Here is a 22995-nt window from a genome sequence, read left to right as displayed (position 1 = left end):
CAATGAATATTAAATTTTTTGGCGCCACCGGAGAAGTTACTGGTTCGTGCTATTTGATACAAGTTAATCATAAAAACATATTACTTGAATGTGGCATGTTACAAGGTTCTAAAAATCATGAGCGACACAATAGTGACCCCTTTCCGTTTGATGTTGCCCAACTTGATGCCGTGATTGTTAGTCACGCTCACCTTGATCACACGGGGCGTTTACCCATGCTGATCAAAGAAGGTTATCATGGCAAAATTTATACCCACAATGCGACGGCAGATTTATGTGAAATTATGCTGGTTGATTCTGGTTATATCCATGAAAAAGAGGCACGCTGGGAAAACAAAAAGCGTGAACGTAAAGGCTTAGCATTAATAGAACCGCTTTACACCACCGAAGAAGCGACCAGAACATTACAGTATTTTCAAGGGCTTAACTATGATAAAGAGCTGGAAATTTGTTCAGGCGTTAAACTCACCCTCAGAGATGCAGGCCATATTGTTGGTTCAGCCATTGTTGAATTAATGCTAACTGAAAACGGCGAAAGCAAAAAAATCGTTTTTAGTGGCGATTTAGGCCATAAAAATGCCCCTATTTTACGTGATCCTTTTCAAGTTAAGCATGCTGATCTCGTGATAATGGAAAGTACTTATGGAGACCGACTCCATCGTAGTTGGCAGGATACTTGGCAAGAAATGGGTGAGATTATTGCCCATGCTAAAAGTAGCAAAGGCAATATATTAATACCTGCTTTTACCGTTGGTAGAACGCAAGAGTTACTCTATGAATTTATACAACACTTTGAAGAGTGGCAACTAGGTGATTGGCAAATTTTTCTCGATAGTCCTATGGGGATAAAAGCCACCAAAGTATATGCCAAACACAGTGAAGTTTATGATGAAAAAGCGGTGGATGTTGAAAAAAATCATAAAGGTATCTTTGATTTACCTAACCTGCACATGTCAGAAACAACTGAATATTCAATGAAAATCAATCAAATCAACTCAGGTGCAATTATTATTGCCGGTAGTGGTATGTGCACAGGTGGGCGAATTAAACATCATTTTAAACATAACATTTGGCGCAAAAATGCCCACGTAATTATTGTCGGATTTCAAGCCAGAGGTACCTTAGGCCGGTCGCTTGTTGATGGCACTGAAAATATTAATTTATGGGGTGAAAAGGTACAAGTTAATGCCAAAGTTCACACCATTGGCGGTTTTTCAGCCCATGCTGACCAACAAGGCTTATTGGATTGGTATCAAGGTTTTGAAAATAAACCGCCGGTAGTACTCGTTCATGGCGAGGAAGAAGCCATGAGCGTATTGGCAGAAAAATTAAAACATCAATGCCAAGCTAATGTCGTGCAAGCCAGCTATAAGCAGAATATTATTATCTAAAGAATGGAGAAATTTATGTATAAACATATTTTATTTGCAACAGAACTAAATGAAACTAAAAGTTATATTGAAGATAAGGTCGAAAAGTTGCAGCAACTGACTCAAGCTAAACTGAGCATTATTCACGTAATAGAGCCAATAGCTAACATCTACTATGGCGGTGTACACGGCGTTGTGCCTAACCTTGACGCTTCAGACAGTATTAGTACAACACAAATATTTCAAGACCGCGCCAAGGAGGTGCTGTTATCTTTGGTTAAAAGGCTTAATATTCCTGAACGAAACGTACATATACCCGTAGGACAAACTAGTGAGGAAATATTAGCCTTTGCTAAGCACCATAAAGTTGATTTAATTATAACTGGCAGCCATGGCGTGCATGGTTTGCGATTATTATTAGGCTCTACCGCAAATGCTATTTTACACGGCGCAAAATGTGATGTATTAGCGGTACGTTATAATGAATAACCCTATCATAATTTAGTTTTCCGGTTGCTGAACTCAGCATTTTGAAATTAAAAAATGCTGGGTTGATAAAGCTGCAATAATCAATTTGTAGCTTTAACCCTGATCAAGCGCCACGAAATATATACCCGATCCCCTTCAATCAGCTAAGACGATTTTAATTAATTGTATTTTGACCTGAGGAAAATGGATGTTCACCATAGGTTGTTGTAGGTTGTATTTATGCCGTAAATAGACAGTTAACATGATGGACTAGCTCAAGCCCAACCTAAAATAAAGACAAAATAAATTAATCCATGGGGTTGCCTGACCAGTAAAAATACACCCTAACGACTAACTTAGTGAAGAGGACTTTTCACCTTATGTTAAAACTAAAAGCTGTAGCCATTGACACATTTAAAGAAAATGTTGCCTACTTGCACCGCGATTGCCCACTCTATCGCACTGAGGGTTTTCAGGCGTTAATGAAAATAGAAATTTACATATCAGGTAATGGTAGTCCGGTACTGGCGGTGTTAAACATTGTTGATGACTGCACTATTGTTGATATTAATGAGCTTGGTTTAAGTACCCAAGCCTTTAAACAATTAGACAAAGAACAGGGAGTTGACGTAAGAATCGCGCCCGCTAAACCACCCATCTCGCTTAAAGCCGTACATAGAAAAATTGCCGGTGAATCGCTGAAAAAAGATGAGTTTCACCTTATCTGCCAAGATATTTTAGAAAACCGTTATTCAAAAATGGAAATTGCCGCATTTTTAGTCGCCTGCAGCCATAATGGTTTAGAGCGACAAGAAGTCTTGTTTTTAACGAAAGCCATGGTTGATACCGGCGAAGTCTTAAACTGGGGCGAAACTATCGTTGTCGATAAACATTGTATTGGCGGTATTCCTGGCAATCGCACAACCATGATAGTGATGCCGATCGTGGCGGCACACGGCATGTTAATGCCTAAAACCTCTAGCCGAGCGATTACCTCACCTGCGGGTACCGCCGACACTATGGAAGTGCTAGCTAAGGTAGAACTTAGTATTGAACAAATGCAAGAGGTAGTACACCAAAACCGTGGCATGTTGACCTGGGGTGGCACGGCAAGGCTAGCGCCTGTTGATGATATTTTAATATCGGTAGAACGGCCTTTATCAATGGACTCAACCGGGCAATTGGTTGCCTCTATCTTATCGAAAAAAATAGCGGCGGGCTCAACGCACCTACTCATTGATATACCCGTAGGACCATCCGCTAAAATTCACAATAATCAAGCAGCATTGGCGTTAAGAAAATTATTTGAATATATTGGCGATCTCTTTGGTTTGCATATCGATGTGGTTATTAGTGATGGCTCTCAACCCATTGGCAATGGTATCGGCCCAGCTCTAGAAGCAAGGGATGTACAGCAAGTGTTAAGTAACAACAAAAATGCGCCCAGTGATTTACGGGAAAAGTCTTTACGTTTAGCCGGTAGAATTTTAGAGTTTGATCCCGATGTTAGAGGTGGACAAGGTTACAACATTGCCCGAGATATTTTGGAATCTGGCCGAGCTTTTGAAAAAATGCAAGCCATTATCCTGGCACAAGGGGCACAGCCAAAAAGACAAGGTAAAGCCCCATTAGAGTATGTAATGATCGCGAGCAAAAGTGGCTATGTTGACGCCATAAACAACTTAAATATCGCCCATATAGCCAGCTTGGCCGGTGCCCCGATAGAGAAATATGCTGGTGTTGATCTGATTAAAAAAGTAGGCGATAAAGTCAAAAAAGGTGACACACTTTTTATTATATACGCCTGCTTTAAAAGTGATTTTGAATTTTCGACACAATTTGCTCATGAGAACAACGCTTATGTTATAGCGAAAAATCCCCCATCGACAGACGATAACTACTTTATTTAATAGTACCCTTGAATATTAACCCTTAGGAGTAACAATGACCTTAATACTAGGCTTTGACGATTATTTATTACCTGCTCAGCAGCTAGCTAAAAGTTTATCGGCGGCGTTTAAAAAGGTAGCATTGCATCAATTTCCTGATGGTGAAACCAAGGTGACACTGCCGACAACGCTACCACAGCAGATTATTATTTGCCGGACATTAAATAACCCCAATGCAAAACTTACTGAATTGATCATAACGGCAACAGCCGCGAGAAATCAGGGAGTTAAACATATAACCTTAGTAGCGCCCTACTTATGTTATATGCGCCAAGATATTGCTTTTAATCCTGGAGAAGCGGTTAGTCAAAAAATTATTGGCAACTTGCTCGCTGCCTATTTTGATAGCGTTATCACTATCGATCCTCATTTACACCGCATCAATAAGCTCAGTGAAGCCATTCCCATTAGCCAAGCCTGCGCTTTGCACGCCACGAATGCTATGTCTGCATTTTTACAACAACATTTTAGTCAACCGGTACTTATTGGCCCTGATGAAGAGTCTGAACAATGGGTTAAGGCTATCGCTCAACCGCACCTGTGGAATTATACTATTGCGACAAAAGCGCGTTTTGGTGATAAAGACGTTGCTGTCACATTGAACACGCATGATAAAAATAACATCAAGGCCGTTAGCTTAACCAATCGAGACGTTATCATTGTAGATGACATTGCCAGCACAGGAAAAACCCTAGAACAAGCCGTTAAACAAATACAACAACAAGCCCCCTTGAGTATTTCAATTATAGTGACCCATGCCTTTTTTGTTGATAACGCCATCGCAAGGCTAAAGGATATGGGCGTGACTAACATTTGGAGCTCAAACAGTGTACTGCACAGTACCAATGCCTTTAGTATTGTTGAAACAGTATCAAAACACTTAACAACAATAAATATTAAGGACTGAAGCAAACGATATTGAACCAACATAGTGTCCAAATAACGTCTACAGATGCTAATGCCGCGTTAAGCGATTTTTTGTAGGTCGGACTTCAGTCCGTCAACCGTTTAGCCACCAATTAACCCGATGGGCCAACTAATATTGCCAACAAATGTTGCTAGCAAATATTCTTTTTCGATGGGTATTTATGCGAAAACGGTTAAATTTCATTTAACTTGATGGACTAAAGTTCAGCCTACATTGAGCCAACACAGTGTCTCTCTAGGGGGATACAGATGATGATCTAGCCTTAAACCATGGCTTTATAGGTCTTAATATAACCGACAAATAGAAAATAAGAGCCTGTAACAGCCCTGGTTACAGGCTCTATAAACAGCAAACTATAAGTACTTTTTTGCAGAAAAACACCCTACAGCCCTATATCCTTAAAACCTTATGATCTTAAAGTTAATGTCACTAACACAATGCCATGATCGGTACTTTCGCCATCACGTTCAAAAATAGGGTTAATTAAATGTCGATCATAGGTGTGATAAGCGCTGACTTGATAAAGACTGTCGTGATAACTAGCGTCAAATTCACAGGATAATAAAATATAATCGAGTACCGAGCTGCCAGCGCCAAAGTAATGAGTTGGGATACGCGTTACTTTTTCTGCTTGATTAACTAGGTTAGTTTCATGGCTGTCATTAGTTTGTGCTACTTGAAATAAATCCCAAGCGTCGTTTAAACAATATTTGGCAAGGTAAGCATCACGGTCAATGGCAGAAACAAAACGTAAGCTGTTGGTAAGTAAATGACTTAACACACCATCAGCTAAGGTGTTATTAAAGTCACCCATTAATATCATAGGGTTAGCCGTTGCCTCTCGTCGTTCAATCATATCAATCATTAATAACGTTGCTTCGCTGCCACGCTGTATGGTTGAACCCCAACCACCGGCTACTTGTGCTTTTAGGCTATCAATAATGGTTTTTTCTGCGGAGCGTTTTTTATCTTGCTCATCAATTTCAAGCATTGAACGTTTAGATTTAAAGTGCACCACATAACAGTCACAGTTGCCGATATGAGGTACTTCAATCGTTGCTCTGATAACTTTTCGGCTAAAAGAAAAGTCGTTGGCTAAACCTAAACTTTCGGCAAGTTCAGTGTTTGGCTTTACTGCATTCACATCAACAATAGGATAACGAGACGCTATGGCGACAACAGGACGTTGGTAAATAAAATCATCAATGACATGTGGTTGATCAACCACGGCAAAATAAGCATAACCCTGTGCTGTGACTAATGCTTTTAACGACTCAGTACTAAACACTTCCTGAAAACCAATAATATCTGGTTGATGCTCACACAAGTAATCAGTAACCCACTTTTGCTTTTTATGCCATTGTTCTGCGCTGTAAATACGCTCAAAATCATAATAAGCATTAGGTGGCTCAAGATAATTAAATAAATTGAAAGTAGCCACTTTAAGCTCGGCATTTACTTCTGATGTCGATACAGCTTCCAAGGAAACTAGCTGATTTATTACTTTTTTATCTGCTTGGTGGATAATATTAACTCTAAGAAAAAATGATAAATAATTATACCCTATCGTTTCTTAAAATTATCAACTTAAAAACCAGCAAAATAAATGACGGGAACTTTTATTCTACTGATTTATAAATCACTATTGTAGAAATCGCTAAAGCTTTATTTTCTGTAAGGTAAATGCACCGCGAATATCACCCAACTTAAAACCTGTGGCTTGATCGTTTGGATATAACTTATTAACTTTCTCACTTACATCATCAGCTAACTTACTACCATGGCATGCTAGACATAAGCCTCCCGTAGGTATTGCCTTCATATAACGCAAAACCGTTTTATCACCTACTTGCACTACCTCAGAATGTTCCATAGCTTTTATATTTTCTCCTGCAGCTTTACGCGTTTCAAACTGGCGCAAAATAGTTGTTTCCCAAGCATCAGGTGCATTGCTGGTATTACGCACTTTCAGTGAAGTTCGGGCGATATCCCATGCTGACAAGGCAGAGTTTTTTTCAGCAATAGGTCCCGCTTGTGTATTACACACCTCTAGTGCTTTGATAGGACCAGCTGTTTTCATCGTTGTGATTAAGACAGATTTTAAATCGCTGCCAAAAGCTTTTACTAAAGAACGTGCTTGCTGGATATCTTGCATAGGAAGGGTTTCCTCGGCATTAACAAGCAATGGTGACATTACTAAAACGCTGGTGACTACAATATTAATACTGATTGAATTCATATACTCTCCTTTGTTTTACTGTTTACAAAATAATGTTTTAAAAACTATTTTTATATACTTTTGCCTACATAATCTCACTTTCTTCACTTGATTATGCTTCAACAGGACTGTTCTCTAGCGTTGTTGTTAAATAATAATAGCCATGACTATGGCAACTGCAGACGGCAAAATATCCTTTAATAGTCGCAGGGTATTTATACCAAGTTGATTAATTACCTGCTCATTTTTAATGGTTAAAATAAAAAACTACTGCGTTATAAAATTTATAAGGTGAATAACTACTGACTAAATTTTATGCCTTGTATTTGTCCATTTTTCCTCATGAAAAAGGTGATCACTTAATTAATCAAATTGGTATTACTTCGTTGCCTAACTGGTTATGAATAATGCTTTGAACAATCAATCCTTCTAGCGCTAATGAGTTTGTAATCGCTGTTTTTTCATCTTGTCCGACAATATAAATTAACGCTGGAACAGTTAAAATCGAGCCTCCTGAGCCCAGCAAACCTAAGCACAGGCCAATAAGTACTGCTGCAATAACAATAAGAATGAGTTCAACCGTGGTTTACTACTTAAAGGCATTTATAGGCAAAGTTAAATACTGCAAGCCATTGTCTGCCGCTGGTGGAAAGTGCCCTGCTCGAATATTGATTTGCACAGAGGGTAAAATCAATTTTGGCATCGCCAAGGTCAAATCTCTTTTATTTCTAAAAGCGACATATACTTGAGCGGAAACCTTGCTATTAATATGAATATTTTGCGACTTCTGCGAAATCCACAGACAGCTATTATATCGATTGCATACCATTAGCTTTACTCACTATTAAATAAGATTTTTCATCATTCAATTTAAAAACACAGAGTTATTAACTGCTGTAATTTATTTATTATGTATAACCATTACCTGCAAGTTTAATAAAAACAATAAATGCTATCTAATCAATTTACTTGATTATACATATTACATTAGAACACATTACATTAGAACATACTACATTAGAATATAATACATTAGAACATACTACATTAGTAAAGTCTAATGTTTGATTGATTTAATGGTATCAATAGTTAGTTTTAACCAACAAGAGTGATAAAGTACTTATCAACGTTAGTGTAGCTAACCATATTTTATCCGCCGGTAATATGGCATTACTTTCTGAAAAGGTATTTTTTTGAATACAAAGCCTGTAAAAATGATTGTCAGTACAGTGTTCGCTCTTTTAGCCTTTGCTGCCAATTCAGTGCTATGTCGGTTAGCCTTGGATGAAAATACCATTGATGCCGCAAGCTTTACTGTTGTACGACTGGTTTCGGGCATTGTTATATTGTTAGCGTTAATCAAAATAACAAGTAAAAAAAAACCAGCAAAAACAGAAATTAAGTCGAAGGGAAGTTGGCTAGCCGCCAGTATGTTATTTATTTACGCGGTAAGTTTTTCCTACGGCTATATTTCATTAGATACCGGCACTGGAGCGCTTATTTTATTTGGCGCTGTGCAAATAACGATGATACTGACCAGTGTACTTTCAGGTAATAAACTGCACTTATCAGAATGGTGTGGTTTAACTATTGCTTTTAGCGGCTTTGCATATTTAGTTATTCCTAGTTTAACCACACCATCATTGATAGGCTTTATGCTGATGAGTATTTCAGGTATGGCTTGGGCGTTTTATACCTTGATAGGACGAAAATCTAAAAATGCACTTAGCGATACCGCTTATAACTTTCTTAGAACCGCACCTTTTGTCTTGGCCCTAGTGATTTTTGGCTTTGATAACGCACATATCACCTCGACAGGTTTTTTGCTCGCAGTATTGTCTGGTGCTATTGCCTCTGGTATCGGATATTTTGTTTGGTATATTGCACTAACAACACTGTCGGTTACGCAAGCCGCCGTTGTTCAGTTGTTGGTGCCGATAATTGCTGCTGTCGGTGGGGTTATATTTACCAGTGAATTAATCACCCTACGCTTGATTGAATCATCAACATTAGTGCTTGGTGGTATTTTAACAGTAATACTCGGTCGGTATTATTTTGTGCAGTTGCCTGCAAAAAAAAGCAGGAAAAATATAGTTTAAAACGATAATAGCTTTACCCTATTTATGATTAAGTATTGAGTACCATCACAAAGGTAAAGATAAGAAGGTCATACCGAGGTGTTAATTAACAAAATTTCTAAACGCGAAGAATATGTAAAAGTGATTTTACATGGTGAATAATGGCAGAACTCAAGCCAAACACACTGACACTTATGATGGAAACTCAGTAAGCGATGAATGAAAAACTTAAGCTATTGATTTGAAATATTTTATCAATAGCTCCATAGGTGTCGACTGGTGTCAGCTATGCTAATTTTTCTGCCTCGATTAAAACGCGTCATCTTCACTGTATACACGAACGCTAATATCACCACTCATACTGCTAGTCACCAAAAAATTTATTGGCTTGCAGCATACTTGGCAATCTTCAATGTATTGTTGTTCTATGTCAGATGAGTCAATGAGCACTTTAATCGTCTCGCCACAATAAGGACACCCTATTGATTGCTTAGTTAATTCATTCAATTTTTACATTCTCCTAGGCTTTTCTAAAAATATAATAAACAAGTATAATTACTCGTTTTTACTGTTTTTACTGTTTTTACTTAGTCATATTACGCTGACTACATTGAGTTTTTATTTTTAACGTTAGTGATGGATGAATAACAGCTTTGGTGATTTTACCATGCTGATACTTAACCAACGGTTTGTTGATATAACCATTAAATTTATCTGACTGCCACGGACTTAATAAGGCTGACTCTGCGGATACATTAGCGATTAGTCCTGTGGATTTTTGCTGTTTTACTTTTCTTTTGTTTGAGGTGCTACCGTTCGCTGTATCACGGTTATTGCCAGAAGAATCGACAGGGGCAGCTTCGATAAAGCTTTTCTCACGACTAGCCGCAACAATGCAAATTTTATGTTCAGCGGCGCGCGATAACAAGCTATATTCAACCTCACTGGCTTCTTGAATATCGAATGGGACGAGTAACACCTGAATATTGTTTAAAGCCGCAAGCTTAACCATTTCAGGTATATTCGCATCATCACCCGTTAGCATAGCAACCTTGATCACGCCTTGCTCTAACGGCAGCTCTATAATTTTCAGCTTATCTCCTAGCACAGTCCATTGATATCTTTGACAAAAGTGTAACTGTTGTTGTGTTGCAAATAAACCCTGTTCGTTTATTAGTACGGCCTGGTGCGTTCCATCAATAACTAAACTCGTGCACACGTATTGAAAAGGTCTTAATACGGCACTGATTTGTTTAATGAGCATAGTACACAAGCAGGCCACTTGATTGAGTTGCTCAGTGTTGGTGGTGATGGTTTTATCTGCGATAAAAAATAATTCAGGTAGTTGAATAATGTCACTGAGGTTGTTTTCAATGTAATGGCAAACATCTTCAATAGCTTGCTGGTTAGACTTATAGGTGGCAAATATCGCAACATTAGCGGTTTCTGGCACAGTATAATTGAGTGTTTTTTCAGTTTCAGTTTCAATTACTTTTTGCAGGGCTAGTTTTTGCTCTTGATAAAGATCAGGACGTCGCTGTTTTATCAGCTTGGTACCATCAGGACGCAATTTCTTACTCAACCCGGCCTCAGCTAAGTCGATGTCAGCAAAAACAAAACCTTCTTCATTGTGATCTAGCTTTGCTAACACCTTACCATTGGGAGACACTATTTGGCTTTGCCCAACGCCCATAGGGTATTTTTCAACCCTTGAACTTTGTTTTAAAAGATCGCCACTTTCTGCCAAAGCATATTTTTGTTGCTCTTGTGAGTCACCTTGTAAGCGTTCTTGTGATAGCTCTTGCTGTCTGAGTGGGCCAATTTTATTTGCTGTGGCGACAAAAATATTATTTTCACCTGCTCGAGCAAAGTCATGTAAATGGCTTTGATCTAATGCAAATGAACTCTGCGAATTACATAATAATTGTGCTCCGCCTAAGGCAAACGCGCGCGCTACGGCAAAGGTAACACCATCGCTACCGGTTAAAAACCCAAGTTGTCCAAAAGGGCTGGTAACGACGGCAGAAACTTTATTGGTGCTAATAAAAAAATCATTTTCCTGCCCTATCAGCGCCTGTTTGTCGGCTTGCTGAATAAGTTCGCCAAACGGTGAAAAAATACAGGAGGTAACACTAATATTTGATCTGATTGCTGGGTTTTGATGATCGCGAGTAAGGTCTTGGCGAAGCGTTACGTTGAGCATAATATAACAGTGATGCTTTTTCGCTTGCTGTGCTATCTGTTGTAAAAAATCACCATCAATAGCTAAAGCTTGATGCCATGCTTGATTATGATCAACGTACGAAGGCTGATTATTACAACGCTGGGCACTACTAAACTGAGTATTACAAAATTCAGGCAGAACGATTAACGACGGCTCACAAACCGCGGCCTGATTTATCATGCGAACACAGCTTGCTAGGTTTTCTTGAACATTTAAAACGGTGGCAAACTGAGATACGGCGATTCGCATGATTTATATTTTCCAGGTAACTAGGGGATTTTTTAATTGAGTAATGTCACAGCATGATACTTTATCAGCGGGATTATACCATTTTCATTAAGTTTTTGAGCTTGTTGTTTGCAGACAAAACAGCTCAAGTGAGTAATAACTTAATATAATTGAATCAAATATAAGCAATACACTCAAATTTATAGTTATACCGTTATTTAGCTGCCGTAAACTATTGGGGTTAAAACTTACCTTAGTGAGTTTTAACCCACAAAAAAGCTGAACAAATAAATTAATAACAACATTTAAAGTACCGAAGGTGTCGCAACTAAAACTCTAATAACAGATACCGTTAATACTATTTAACAGGGAGTTGTGAATAAGCTAAAAACAATAAAACATGGCGCTAAAAAGTACAGTGCTCTTATGTTATACCAGTTCCATTAAGTTTGTGATCTTGTTGTGCGCAGGAAAAATAACTCAAGGTAAGGCGCTCGATTGAGCAATAAATTAATGGGATTGGTATTAGGGCTCGTTTAGCTTACTTTTTGCTAAATATTTTTTCAGTAATACTGGGAGAATTGTTATGTCAGTAACCAAGGCAATCACCATCGCAATACTGGTTAGTAAACCGAACAACATACTGGGTACAAAATCAGAAAAAACCAAGGTACCAAAACCAATAACAATTACTGTAGTGGTATATATTAAGGCATAGCCAACTGATAAATTAGTGCGCTTAACCCACCCTTCGCTACTGGCTTGTCCCCGTTTTATTTCTGCTAAGTATCGATGAATATAATGAATGGTATCGTCCATTGAAATACCCATAGCAACAGCAGCAATAGTAATAGTCATTAAATCTAAAGGAATCGAAAATATACCTAATATCCCCATAATCACTGAGGTGGTAATTAAATTAGGCACTATGGCAATCAACGCCACTTTAAACGATGAGAAAATAATCATCAGTGTTATTGCCATCGCGCCGTAAACAACCAGTATGGTCAGTATTTGCGAATCAAGTAAACGCGACAATATATCTTGATAAAGAATAAACAGACCAGTTAGCGTATATTGTTTTTTTTCGATGCCCATGGCTGATAATTCTTGATGGATATCTGCTAATAAATCAGCTCTGTTTAAATCTTTAATGCTGTCTTGTACGCGCATTGAAATTCGTATTTGCTTGTCTTTTGCTGAAAAATAAGCACCAAATAACGCTTGTTGTAACTTAGGGTCTAAACTTTTATAAAGCGCGGTAAGTTCATATTCTGTTAGCGGTTTGCCATTTACAACTTGGGCAATTTTAGTAAAATCTGCAATTGAGGTTATTGCACCAATGGCTTGCTGTTTTGCGAGCATATTCTGAATAGCCGTGACCGTTTGTACCGTACTGGCTGAAATAACTAAACCTGATTTAATTTGATCATCAGGAATATCAAATAACACGTCAAATGGTGTTGAACCTCCAAACTGTTGATCAATAAAAGTTAACTCTTTTCGAACGTCGGTTGATTCACTAAAGTAATTTAAAAAACTATTTTCAGCAGTTAATTTGAGGCAGCCCCATAGGCCAATAGCGGTGACTAGCACTGAAATAAAAATAATTTTTTTAGGTTGGTTGTTAACAAAATTTGCGCTTGCTGTCATACCACGCTCAATTTGGTGGTGCTGTTTTACAAAATGTTGTTTATTAAATATCACCAGTAATAAAGCGGGGAAAAAAACTAAGCTAACAATAAAGCTTACCAGCATAGCAACAACCATCATCCAACCGAAACTAATAACCGGTTGAACACCACTAAATATCAGCGAGCCAAAACCAATAGCAGTAGTTAATCCAGCATAAAAACAGGGTTTCATCTTTTGTTTAATAGTTGAAAATACTAGCCGTTTATGCGACCAGTCACTGTTTTTGCTCACTAACTCTTGATAATGAACAATCAGATGAATGATCATTGCCAATGACAAAATTATTTGCAGAGCGAAGACGTTAGCTGAAATTACCGTGACTTTAAAATCAAGTGCCGCTAATAAACCTATAGTCATCACCACACTGGTTGTACAACAAACAATGGGCAATATTACCCAACTCAATTGTCTAAACAAAAACCACAGCAGCACAATAACCACCAACATGATTAATGAACCAAAAAGTACTAAGTCACTCTCAATAATTTGAATTAACTCATAAGACAGTAAGTTATTACCGCCGAGGTAAAAGTCGCCGTCTTTTTTATAAGGCAGTAAAATAGCGCGAATTTTTTCAATTTCATTACTACGAGTTTGCTCATATTTTTTATTGAAGGCTTGTTGTTGCTGTTTTAACGCTTTAAGGGCATTAAGCTCTGTTTTAGTTAGGTCTCTGGTTAATAAGTGACGTTTTATATCAATAATATTGTCATTAATTTGCGCTATTTTTTGCTCTGACTTAAAAACCACCTGTAATGACAGCGCGGTTTGGTCTTCGTTAACCAGTAAGCCTTCATATAATGGGTGTTTTTTTAAACTCAGCGATAAGGTATTTTCATCAAACTTTTTCTTTTCCCAAGTTAAATGCTCAACGTCAGCAGAAAATGTTTTTGCCGAGGAAAAAATAGGTACATTAACAATACTTTTTACCTGTTTAACTCGAGGAATTGCTTCTATTTCACCGCCGATAGTAGCGATAGAATTAAGAGTGGCGGCTGAAAACAATTGACCATTATATGGTTTGAATGCAATTAATATAAACTCTTCAGAGCCGTAACGTTGTTCAGACAGCTGGGTTAGAATGTAATGCTTATTATTATCAACCAACAGAGTGTCAGCCGATGCATCTATTTCAAAATGCTTTGCCTCCCAAGCCAATGCGGCGGTCAATAATGTAAAAACAAGACAAATAATATAAGCCCAAATAGTCGAATTTTGTTTAAAGATCATTATTCTACCACTGGGTTAATGTTGTTAACGGGCATGGTTGTAGACTGTTTTTGCTGTTCCGTTTTAAAAACTTCGTTTCGACGTTCTTGGCCGTCACGCTGTAAGTTTTGCATATATAAATTACGCACAAACTCATAAGGATTTTCAACGTTGGCCAAAACCTCAGGATATTTAGCTAAAATAACGGTTTGCGCTTGTATACCATCAACAAACAATAACTGCTGGGCGAGTGTTTCGTCATTAATGTAGTTAAGAGGATGTGCAAAGTAGTTAAAGGTTAATGAGGCCGTGTCACGCAAATCAGACGGACCAAGCAAAGGTAAAACAAGATAAGCGCCATGCCCAACACCATAGGTGGCTAGGGTATCACCAAAAGTAGTTTTATTACGCTCAAATTCCATCAGACTATTAGCGGGGTCAAACAAGCCAAGCAGCCCTACTGTGGTATTTAGCAACACACGAGTAATACTTTTACCCGACGCTGAGAATTCACCTTGTAATAAGTGGTTTAGCGCATAAAGTGGCTCACGTAAATTATAAAAAAAGTTACGTATACTGGTATTAACAGGCTTAGGCACCACGTTTTCATAGCCCTTCGCTAATGGGCTTAATACGTAACGATAAACTGTATCGTTAAGTTTAAAAATAGGCTCATTGATAAAGCGTAATGAATCCTCGGGTGCCTGATAGCTGATCACACTGGGTAAGTTTTGCTCAGCGGCTATTTCATAAGGGCCTTTGACGGGCTGTTCACTAATAACTGATTTTTCACTAACAATTGATTGCTCAGCTAAGTTATCGCTTGAAGACGAACACCCTATTGCCATTAATAGCATTAATATTATTAATGGATAGTGCAATACGCTTTTGCTGATTTTATCTGGCTTAGGACTAACGTTTTTTTTTCTTATTATTTTTATCATGATTAATTCTCTTCAACGTTTTAAGGTATTGCTCATCAAACAGTATTGGCACTCAGCAAATTTACACTTTTTTTTGCACAATTGCTTGAGTTAAAAAAATGCTGATGTAAACATAACTAAAATTTTACCCGCCTTTGCAGAAAATCCCTTTGATTAATTATTTACAAACAAGTTAGAAATATAAACTGTTACTCCAAGTTATAATACCAGTTCCATTAAGTTTGTGATCTTGTTGTGCGCAGGAAAAATAACTCAAGATAAGGCGCTCGATTGAGCAATAGCTGGCTATTGGGAGTGAGAGCAACACAGCCTTGAGCTATTTTAACTAGTACAAGTGAGCAATAACTTAATGGGATTAGTATTAGTATTAATTAGTAATATTAGGGCATCTTTATTTTCAGGGTAAGTAATAATTAATGATTTATAGCCTCTAATACTACCGGGGTGCCGAGCAATGTTTACACCTTCACTTTTGTAAACTTGCCAACCCAAGCCCATATATATTTCTCCCCAAACCGTTTTAATTTCAGGTGCTAACATATCTTGGTGAGTTTGTTTTTTTAGAGTAGTCACTTTATTAGCAAGTACGCTAGCAGAAAGAGTTAAGAGTATTATTATAATGAATTTATACATCGGATTGCCTTGTGGAATTTAACTACCGATTTAGTTGCCTTAACTTTGAAGGCAACTTTATTTAAGTGAGCCTGATTTTTCATCCAACATTTGTTTTGACCCAAGGCTTATGATGATCAATAAATAAAGGCAAGCCAAGTAACAATATTATAAGTACGTTAGCTTTCAAGCGGGCCAAGTTAGCGTTGCAGTGCGCTAAAACTAACACACTATACAAACCATAGCTCGCCACACGTCAATGCCAAGCCGTGTGGTTAACTGTACATTGCACGTTGCTCTGCGTCTCGGGCTTTATCCGGGTCTTCTAAACACACAATAGACTCAATAACAGCAAGGTAGTCAGCTGGTATTTCTGATTCCTTTGCTCCGATAATAACGTGATTTAAGTACCAAGAATAAGGTATTAATGCAGCGTCTACGTTAATTGCACAATATATTAAGGCATTAAAGACTTCACCTAAGTTATTTTGTACAGCGACTATTTTTTCGTCATATCCATAGCCTAAACTTTCAGCGCGATCTAAAATTATTTTTTCATCTCTGTTTATCTCAAACAAAGCGCCAATAACTGTGTCTTCGCTATTATTCGTTTGAAAAGAGTCACACTTTCCAGAGCCATCCTTACTACCGCTCATGTCAAAGCGTAATCGGTGATTTTTGAGTGTTACTGTTTCAAGCCTTTTGGCACTTGGTACCCGTTCTTGAAGTCTTAAAATTGACATGTTTGAACCGTATGCAAAATACTTCATCAAATTTCCTGTGCAGTTAGTGCCACGTTTACACGCAGCGCATGTGAAACTAAACAGTGTACTATTAAAGTACACTGTTTAGTTAAGTGTTTTAGCTTGCCTTGCCCGCTACTGTGGCTTCAAGAACCTCATTAAGATTGCCAGTTTTGCAGTCATAAATATAACCATAAATTGGAATGTCGCTTGGCACCATTGAATTACTTCTAATTCGCAGAACGTCTTCCAAAACACTTTTGTCTTGATCACTAATGGTGAGCCAATTAATGTATTTGCCATCAGTTGTACCGCCACCCGTTTTACTGTCATGCCAACCAGAAGTATCAACACTTGATGTTTTAAGGCTGCTTGAAAGTAAATCTGCCATTATTTCAGTTGAAAATGTTTCCATGCCGCAATCAGTATGATGGATAACAAACCATTCTTTTGTGCCTAATAATTTATAAGAAATCACTAATGAACGAATAGCATCATCGCTTGCTCTGCCGCCTGCGTTGCGAATTACATGTGCATCACCTTCAGCAAGACCTGCATATTTAGCTGGATCCAAGCGTGCATCCATACATGTCAAAATGGCAAACTGCCTACCAGGAGGCATTGGCAAATCACCTTTATCTCCAAATGCAGCGACATAATCAGCATTGGCGGATTTTACTTCATCTACTATTTTACTCATCTTATTCTCCATTGGTAGGCCGTTTATATTACTCTTGTTGCCACTGCGGCAATGATGGAAACCGATATCAGTTATCATTATTCCATTTTTAATGGTCTACATAACTATGTTTCTGATAACTTCTATCTAAGCTGTCCTTAGTACGATTTTAAATCGTGCGATTGCAAACAGTACGATTGCAAAAAAGAGTACATTAAAAGATTTACACCAGCAATAACCTCTTCATCTTCTTTGCTGTACCTGAGTTCATATAATTTCTACTTAAGTTGCCTCATATTTATATGAAAACATAACGTTAACTTAAGTGGATAAAAATATTGGCTGAAATTATATTAAAATAGATATATAACCAGTTATTTTTTTATTTAAAGTTTTTCACTGTTTCCTATCCAGCACTAAATACAATGTCACCATAGTAAGACTCTGCTGCTTTTTCACTATTATCGGTGTCTGTCATAATAGCTATAATATCTATATGGTTATAAGCTTTTAGGTTTGCTTTCTCACTACCTTGGTCACCAAAAGTATCAATCAAATCTTTATATACATTACGCTTTTCTTGGTACCACTTACCGGTTTTAGATTCCTTTCCTTGGATAGACATCATTTTGACATTTGAACCAGCAAAGGGGTTATCCCAAACCAAGCCTATATCTTGATTACTCGACCAAACGTAGTTTAATGACTTGGTCTGCCAAACCATAAAGCCACCATCAATAACCACATAAATTCTAGCAACGAAGTCATCTCCACTTTTACTACGCTCGTTTAACGGATGTAAGGTCTTTTCTACTAACCAACTCCAGTTGATGTAGGGAGTTACAGTGAGATCAATTTTCTTTTTTAACACCAATCCAGATGCAGAACTCTGACTAAGTGCTTGTAGTGCAAAGCGTCCTTGATACTGGTTTATGGTGTAAATCGATTTACCCGAGAATACTTTAACTTCCCATTGTTCAATACCGTTATTATTTAATGAAGTAAGATTGCTAAAAGCTTTCACATTCCAACAAGCAATTACGCTAACAAGTAAAAAAATCCATCGAATCATATGATCCTCCTATAAATATACTAGCGGCATTTAATTTTTAATTGTGCTTAGGCTACATCGTTTATTCCGTTTATTCGTTAGTACTTACCTAAGATAAAGATAAAAATGAACCAACCCAAACAAAATCAATTATTAAGTCGAGCTATTTTATTTATTGCAACCCACTTTATTTTACTGTTAATTGCCAAGAGAAAGTTTAATTCAAGCCATGCGCAATTAACAGTATTGCGCATTAACACAATTTGCTCATACCTTTGTGTTGTTCTTTATTTTTTTTAGGAGACTCAATTGCTCGTCGGTGTTCAATTGGGTTTTGTCAGGCTTATTAGTGGTCGCGTGCAGATTAGCAATATTGTCCCTGATCTTACCGCTATGACTAGTTGCGGTACTTTAATGGTCATAGCATTTTATATACCCTTTTACCTATTCACTATAATTAACTCATTTTTTACTGCGGTTAACGTTACAAGCTGATAATCGCGTAGTTGTATTAACCTGCAATGTTTAACCTAAAATATTTAATCAAAATTGTTTAATCAAAAAAATACTGTTAGTTTACCACTCAATTTTTAAGTCGTACTTTAGGTTTGACATGGTGTTTTTAACCCAACATAAATATACACTTTACGGTGTGGCTGCAATATTGCTATGGAGTTTTCTCGTTGCGCTAGTCAGAGATGTATCAGAAATTTTTAGCCCTATTGGTGGTGCGGCGATGATGTACTCGGTCAGCGCCATCTTTTTAATCTTGGTTATGGGAGTCCCAAAGCTTAAAGACTTCCCACCACGCTATCTTATTGTTGGCACTATATTATTTGTCGCTTACGAAGTGTGCCTTGCTTTATCTTTAGGGATGGCAAATGATCGCCATCAAGCAATGGAAATGGCTGTTATTAATTACCTATGGCCAGCACTTACTATATTACTAACCGTTATTTTAGGCCGTAAAAAAGTCAGTTTTTGGCTATATCCTAGCGTGTTGATTGCGTTTATAGGAGTTGCTTGGTGTATTACTGGCGATAGCGAAGTTTCACCTGCTGTGTTAATGAATAATTTTTCAGATAACCCTGTTACTTATTTAATGGCTTTTTCGGCGGCATTTATTTGGGCTATTTATTGCGTAGTGACTCAACGATTGAGCAATGGGAAAAATGCGATCAGCCTATTTTTTACTGCAACAGCTATCACATTATGGTTTCAATACGCATTAAGTGATGAAGCGGCTTTAACGTTCTCATTAAGCTCAACTTTAACCCTTTTACTTGCTGGTATTGTCGTCGGCAGTGGTTATGCTTTATGGAATAAAGCAATTATAGGCGGCAATCTTGTGCTATTAGGTACAATGTCATATTTTACACCAGTATTTTCGACAGTTATATCATCTGTTTACTTATCTATCACACTAAGTCCTTCATTTTGGCAAGGTGTTGTATTAGTAACACTCGGCTCACTAATTTGTTACTTCGTCACTAAAGAAAAGCCTCAAAAATATAGTACTTTAAAATCGACTTAAAGAATTAATGCTACAAATTTTTTTATAAAAAAACCGTCTAAAAGTTAAAAAGACTATTTTTATATATTTAGTACCAACTACTGAGTTAATGCTAGCAAACAGAACTCTTGCTATAAACCCTACCTTATGTGATGCACTAAATTTTAGGCGAAAAAACCGCCAATATTTCGATTAGCGGTTTCTCGTTTTTTGGCGGTGAGATAGGGATTTGAACCCTACTCGAAGCATCGGCGCTATACACCCTGCCTTATGTCATCCACTAAATTTTAGGCGAGAAAAAACCGCTTATCTTTCGATTAGCGATTTTTTATAGTTTAGTGGTGAGATAGGGATTTGAACCCTACTCGCAGGATTGGCGCTATAAACCCTATTTTATGTAATCCACTAAATTTTAGGCGAAAAAAACCGCTAATCTTTCGATTAGCGGTTTTTATAGTTTGGCGGTGAGATAGAGATTTGAACCCTACTCGCAGGATTGGCGCTATAAACCCTATCTTATGTCATCCACTAAATTTTAGGCGAAAAAAAACCGCTTATCTTTCGATTAGCGGTTTCTCGTTTTTTGGCGGTGAGATAGGGATTTGAACCCTAGAAGGGCTATAAACCCTTGCTGGTTTTCAAGACCAGTGCTTTCGACCACTCAGCCATCTCACCAATGTTCCAAAACATTGCTGCTTCAGAACGGGGCGAATAATAGATACTGTTCACTGTTTTGTAAAGTGCTAATTTAGCTTATTAGGCTTTTTGTTTGATTTTTTTGGTTAAGTGCTTAATAAAGCATCAAGTGGTGGTTTTTACTCCTCCTTGTCTCACGTTTATCTTATTTTAACGTTAATCGTAACTCTCGCCGCATGAATACGATTTGTAACAATCGTATTCATCAATAATTACCGCTGCAACTGTTATACTGCACCATTGCTATTTTCCCGGAGATATTGTGCCTAAATCAAGCCAATCAGTTGCTGACCGAAGTCTTTTAAGTTTAACGTGGCCTATTTTTATTGATCTCTTTTTCATTTTTATGATCAATGTTACTGACGCTTGGTTTTTAAGTCGTATCTCAGATTCTGCAGCGGCATCAATAGGCGCTGTTATACCTATTTTAGGCGTTGCGTTTGCGCTTTATAGTACATTGCATCAAGGCGGTAGTAGTGTTGCCTCACAACGCATTGGCGCTGGAGATCATAACCAGTTAGCTAAAACCTATGGTGTGTTATTTGCCATTCTGCTCTTTGCCGGCATTTTATTAAGCATTATTATGATGGCTTTTGCGCCTACATTCGCACAATGGATGGGCTTAAGTGATGATATGGCCGGTATGGCAAGCATATACTTAAGCACCATAGGTATCGGCACTTCAGTATTAGCCGTACGCTTTGCTGCAGCAGCAGTTTTAACGTCTCAAGGTAAAACCCATTGGAATATGTGGTCAACTTTTGTGATGACCATAGTCAATATATTATTTAACTATTTATTAATTGATGGCAAGCACGGATTTCCTGATTTAGGAGTACAAGGTGTTGCCTATGCGTCAGTCATCGCTTGGGTGGTCAGTTTATGTTTTACCCTTGTCATCATTATTAAACATTTACACATCAACATTGCTTTACCCAAGAGTTGGCTGTTATTTAAAAAAGATAGTGCCCCTATTTTAAAAATAGCTATTCCGTCGGTGTTAGACCCAATGTCATGGCAACTTACCCAAATATTGATGACGGTTATGATAGTGACTATGGGTGAGCTTGCTTTAGCTACGCGTATTTATAGCTTTAATTTACTTTTTACCGCTATTTTATATGGCTTTGCTATCAGTTCAGGCGTACAAATTAAGGTCGCCCATTATATCGGTGCTAAGCGTTTTGAAGATGCTGATAAACAACTGATGTTAGGGCTAAAACTGGGTATTGCTGGGGCGATGTTTTTTGTCTTTACCTTGTTGGCATTTTCTGACTATTGGTTTGCAATATTTACCAGCAATGTCGAGATTTGGGCGTTGGGTAAGCTGATATTAATGATTGCGATTATAGGTGAATTCGGTCGCAGCTTTAATCTCATTGTTGGCGCTTCGTTACGGGCGTCTGGCGATGCTCGTTATGTGTCAGTGGTTGGCTTTACTATTATGTGGTTTATGGCCCTACCCTTAGCTTGGCTTTTAGGCCTACATTATGGTTATGGTTTAGTCGGCATTTGGCTGGCAACCAGCTTAGACGAATGTATTCGCGGTATTATTGCCTTAAAACGTTGGAATACAGGCATATGGCGCAGCAAAGGTGTGTATGTTGCAGATATACCTGTGCAGCCCACTATTAATGAGAGTATTGATTGCCAAGAAGCTAATGACTGCCAAGACATTTTTAGCCAGGAATCAACACAAAAGCACAATGATCAAGCATCAAAACTTTTATAAAATAAATGCTTTAAGAAGTCAGTATCATTTTTAATAGTTTTATATGTTGCTGACATAAAATTTTATTGTCTCTATTTGACGAATAAAAAAACTAAGCTAGTTGATGCTTAGCCGTTTTTAGGACAAAGCAGTCTAAATTGAGATCATGCTTTCAAATGCTAACTAAAATACGAAACTGACATTAGCCTTTGCTTATAGTAACTAATCCGACTTAGCCGTTATCTGCGTAATTGGCTTTAACGAGCACTAATGCCACAAAGAAGACTTTTTTCTCCCTGCCACAATAACGAATGGCTCACTAGATACAAAAGCAGATATTAAAGTTTTTAATATCTGGGTTGGGCTGTGAAAGTTTGATAACGTTAGCGCTCATATTTTTTAAGGGCAAATTAATCACTAACAAAGGGCGTTGGTTGATAAAAGAAAAAGCTTGTCAAGCGGTGCCTTAATTACAAAGAGTTATATCGATCGCATTGGAATGCTATTTTGGTCAGTATCATATCTCCCAAAAGTACCTTTTTTTCCTTAATTTCAGGATGATTTATCAATTCTAAATTTATCTAATTTATCTAAATTATCTAATGATTATATAATCATTAGATAATCTTCATGTTAAAAACAGCAAATAACTTATATTAATTATTTCAACAGCGTTTGT

At 37.6% G+C, this 22995-nt stretch carries 17 protein-coding genes and 1 tRNA gene; 7 read left to right on the top strand and 11 right to left on the bottom strand.

Annotated features, from left to right (window positions below; all coding sequences use genetic code 11):
• The first annotated feature begins 2 nt into the window (after positions 1 to 2).
• The 4 genes from ESZ39_RS09710 (at position 3) to ESZ39_RS09695 (ending at position 4694) form a co-directional block, all read left to right on the top strand.
• Positions 3 to 1391 carry an MBL fold metallo-hydrolase RNA specificity domain-containing protein gene (locus ESZ39_RS09710; protein ID WP_146879716.1) on the top strand — a complete coding sequence of 463 codons (1389 nt, stop codon included), beginning with the start codon at positions 3 to 5 and terminating at the stop codon, positions 1389 to 1391.
• A gap of 15 nt (positions 1392 to 1406) precedes the next feature.
• Positions 1407 to 1859: a universal stress protein gene (locus ESZ39_RS09705; protein WP_191321746.1), complete on the top strand. Its 453-nt coding sequence runs from the start codon at positions 1407 to 1409 to the stop codon at positions 1857 to 1859.
• Positions 1860 to 2218: 359 nt separating this feature from the next.
• Positions 2219 to 3748: a thymidine phosphorylase family protein gene (locus ESZ39_RS09700; RefSeq protein WP_146879714.1), complete on the top strand. Its 1530-nt coding sequence runs from the start codon at positions 2219 to 2221 to the stop codon at positions 3746 to 3748.
• 34 nt (positions 3749 to 3782) lie between these two features.
• The gene (locus ESZ39_RS09695; protein ID WP_146879713.1) at positions 3783 to 4694 is read left to right on the top strand and encodes a ribose-phosphate diphosphokinase; all 912 of its coding nucleotides are present in this window, start codon (positions 3783 to 3785) and stop codon (positions 4692 to 4694) included.
• Positions 4695 to 5121: 427 nt separating this feature from the next.
• Here the strand turns inward: ESZ39_RS09695 and ESZ39_RS09690 are convergent, their stop codons facing one another.
• Together ESZ39_RS09690 and ESZ39_RS09685 are read right to left on the bottom strand one after the other, a co-directional pair.
• Positions 5122 to 6198: an endonuclease/exonuclease/phosphatase family protein gene (locus tag ESZ39_RS09690; RefSeq protein WP_223270327.1), complete on the bottom strand. Its 1077-nt coding sequence runs from the start codon at positions 6196 to 6198 to the stop codon at positions 5122 to 5124.
• 174 nt (positions 6199 to 6372) lie between these two features.
• On the bottom strand, positions 6373 to 6954 hold the full coding sequence (locus tag ESZ39_RS09685) for a DUF3365 domain-containing protein (protein WP_146879712.1): 582 nt from the start codon (positions 6952 to 6954) through the stop codon (positions 6373 to 6375).
• Between the two features lie 1172 nt (positions 6955 to 8126).
• Here ESZ39_RS09685 and ESZ39_RS09675 point away from each other — a divergent pair.
• A complete protein-coding gene (locus ESZ39_RS09675) occupies positions 8127 to 9032 on the top strand; it encodes a DMT family transporter (protein ID WP_317615707.1) in 906 nt (301 codons plus the stop codon).
• A 288-nt stretch (positions 9033 to 9320) separates the two neighbouring features.
• On the opposite strand, the gene ESZ39_RS09670 is transcribed toward ESZ39_RS09675, so the two are convergent.
• The 8 genes from ESZ39_RS09670 to ESZ39_RS09635 all read right to left on the bottom strand — a co-directional run bounded on the left by ESZ39_RS09670 (position 9321) and on the right by ESZ39_RS09635 (position 18417).
• The gene (locus ESZ39_RS09670; RefSeq protein ID WP_146879711.1) at positions 9321 to 9518 is read right to left on the bottom strand and encodes a CPXCG motif-containing cysteine-rich protein; all 198 of its coding nucleotides are present in this window, start codon (positions 9516 to 9518) and stop codon (positions 9321 to 9323) included.
• Between the two features lie 76 nt (positions 9519 to 9594).
• Positions 9595 to 11484, bottom strand: a complete 1890-nt coding sequence (locus tag ESZ39_RS09665; protein WP_146879710.1) for a nitrilase-related carbon-nitrogen hydrolase — start codon at positions 11482 to 11484, stop codon at positions 9595 to 9597.
• Positions 11485 to 11988: 504 nt separating this feature from the next.
• Positions 11989 to 14388, bottom strand: coding sequence for an efflux RND transporter permease subunit (locus ESZ39_RS09660; protein ID WP_146879709.1), 2400 nt, complete (start codon positions 14386 to 14388; stop codon positions 11989 to 11991).
• Entirely contained in the window at positions 14388 to 15311 is a 924-nt protein-coding gene (locus tag ESZ39_RS09655) for a VacJ family lipoprotein (protein WP_146879708.1), read from the bottom strand. Before ESZ39_RS09655 ends, ESZ39_RS09660 begins: the two co-directional genes overlap by 1 nt.
• 321 nt (positions 15312 to 15632) lie before the next feature.
• A complete protein-coding gene (locus tag ESZ39_RS09650) occupies positions 15633 to 15944 on the bottom strand; it encodes a serine hydrolase (RefSeq protein WP_146879707.1) in 312 nt (103 codons plus the stop codon).
• 254 nt (positions 15945 to 16198) lie between these two features.
• Positions 16199 to 16693 carry a gamma-glutamylcyclotransferase family protein gene (locus ESZ39_RS09645; RefSeq protein WP_146879706.1) on the bottom strand — a complete coding sequence of 165 codons (495 nt, stop codon included), beginning with the start codon at positions 16691 to 16693 and terminating at the stop codon, positions 16199 to 16201.
• 91 nt (positions 16694 to 16784) lie between these two features.
• Positions 16785 to 17366 (bottom strand): beta-class carbonic anhydrase, encoded by a 582-nt coding sequence (locus ESZ39_RS09640; protein ID WP_146879705.1) that lies wholly within the window; start codon positions 17364 to 17366, stop codon positions 16785 to 16787.
• A 385-nt stretch (positions 17367 to 17751) separates the two neighbouring features.
• A complete protein-coding gene (locus ESZ39_RS09635; RefSeq protein WP_146879704.1) occupies positions 17752 to 18417 on the bottom strand; it encodes a DUF3047 domain-containing protein in 666 nt (221 codons plus the stop codon).
• Positions 18418 to 19009: 592 nt separating this feature from the next.
• Here ESZ39_RS09635 and yddG point away from each other — a divergent pair.
• Entirely contained in the window at positions 19010 to 19930 is a 921-nt protein-coding gene (gene yddG, locus ESZ39_RS09630) for an aromatic amino acid DMT transporter YddG (RefSeq protein ID WP_146879703.1), read from the top strand.
• A gap of 563 nt (positions 19931 to 20493) precedes the next feature.
• Here the strand turns inward: yddG and ESZ39_RS09625 are convergent.
• Positions 20494 to 20584 (bottom strand) — tRNA-Ser (locus ESZ39_RS09625).
• 283 nt (positions 20585 to 20867) lie between these two features.
• Here ESZ39_RS09625 and ESZ39_RS09620 point away from each other — a divergent pair.
• The gene (locus ESZ39_RS09620) at positions 20868 to 22337 is read left to right on the top strand and encodes an MATE family efflux transporter (RefSeq protein ID WP_146879702.1); all 1470 of its coding nucleotides are present in this window, start codon (positions 20868 to 20870) and stop codon (positions 22335 to 22337) included.
• Positions 22338 to 22995 lie beyond the last annotated feature (658 nt).

The organism is Colwellia sp. C1TZA3, from assembly GCF_007954265.1.
Lineage (GTDB): Bacteria > Pseudomonadota > Gammaproteobacteria > Enterobacterales > Alteromonadaceae > Cognaticolwellia.
The sequence above is the reverse complement of the archived record's forward strand: the minus strand, read 5'-3'. Positions and strand labels throughout refer to the sequence as shown.

Bases quoted from the DNA above. Each gene is read 5' to 3' on its own strand.
- ESZ39_RS09700 (WP_146879714.1), top strand. From the start codon at position 2,219: ATGTTAAAACTAAAAGCTGTAGCCATTGACACATTTAAAGAAAATGTT.
- ESZ39_RS09655 (WP_146879708.1), bottom strand. From the start codon at position 15,311: ATGATAAAAATAATAAGAAAAAAAAACGTTAGTCCTAAGCCAGATAAA.
- ESZ39_RS09665 (WP_146879710.1), bottom strand. From the start codon at position 11,484: ATGCGAATCGCCGTATCTCAGTTTGCCACCGTTTTAAATGTTCAAGAA.
- ESZ39_RS09650 (WP_146879707.1), bottom strand. From the start codon at position 15,944: ATGTATAAATTCATTATAATAATACTCTTAACTCTTTCTGCTAGCGTA.
- ESZ39_RS09710 (WP_146879716.1), top strand. From the start codon at position 3: ATGAATATTAAATTTTTTGGCGCCACCGGAGAAGTTACTGGTTCGTGC.
- ESZ39_RS09705 (WP_191321746.1), top strand. From the start codon at position 1,407: ATGTATAAACATATTTTATTTGCAACAGAACTAAATGAAACTAAAAGT.
- ESZ39_RS09695 (WP_146879713.1), top strand. From the start codon at position 3,783: ATGACCTTAATACTAGGCTTTGACGATTATTTATTACCTGCTCAGCAG.
- ESZ39_RS09660 (WP_146879709.1), bottom strand. From the start codon at position 14,388: ATGATCTTTAAACAAAATTCGACTATTTGGGCTTATATTATTTGTCTT.
- ESZ39_RS09685 (WP_146879712.1), bottom strand. From the start codon at position 6,954: ATGAATTCAATCAGTATTAATATTGTAGTCACCAGCGTTTTAGTAATG.
- ESZ39_RS09635 (WP_146879704.1), bottom strand. From the start codon at position 18,417: ATGATTCGATGGATTTTTTTACTTGTTAGCGTAATTGCTTGTTGGAAT.
- ESZ39_RS09640 (WP_146879705.1), bottom strand. From the start codon at position 17,366: ATGAGTAAAATAGTAGATGAAGTAAAATCCGCCAATGCTGATTATGTC.
- yddG (WP_146879703.1), top strand. From the start codon at position 19,010: ATGGTGTTTTTAACCCAACATAAATATACACTTTACGGTGTGGCTGCA.
- ESZ39_RS09645 (WP_146879706.1), bottom strand. From the start codon at position 16,693: ATGAAGTATTTTGCATACGGTTCAAACATGTCAATTTTAAGACTTCAA.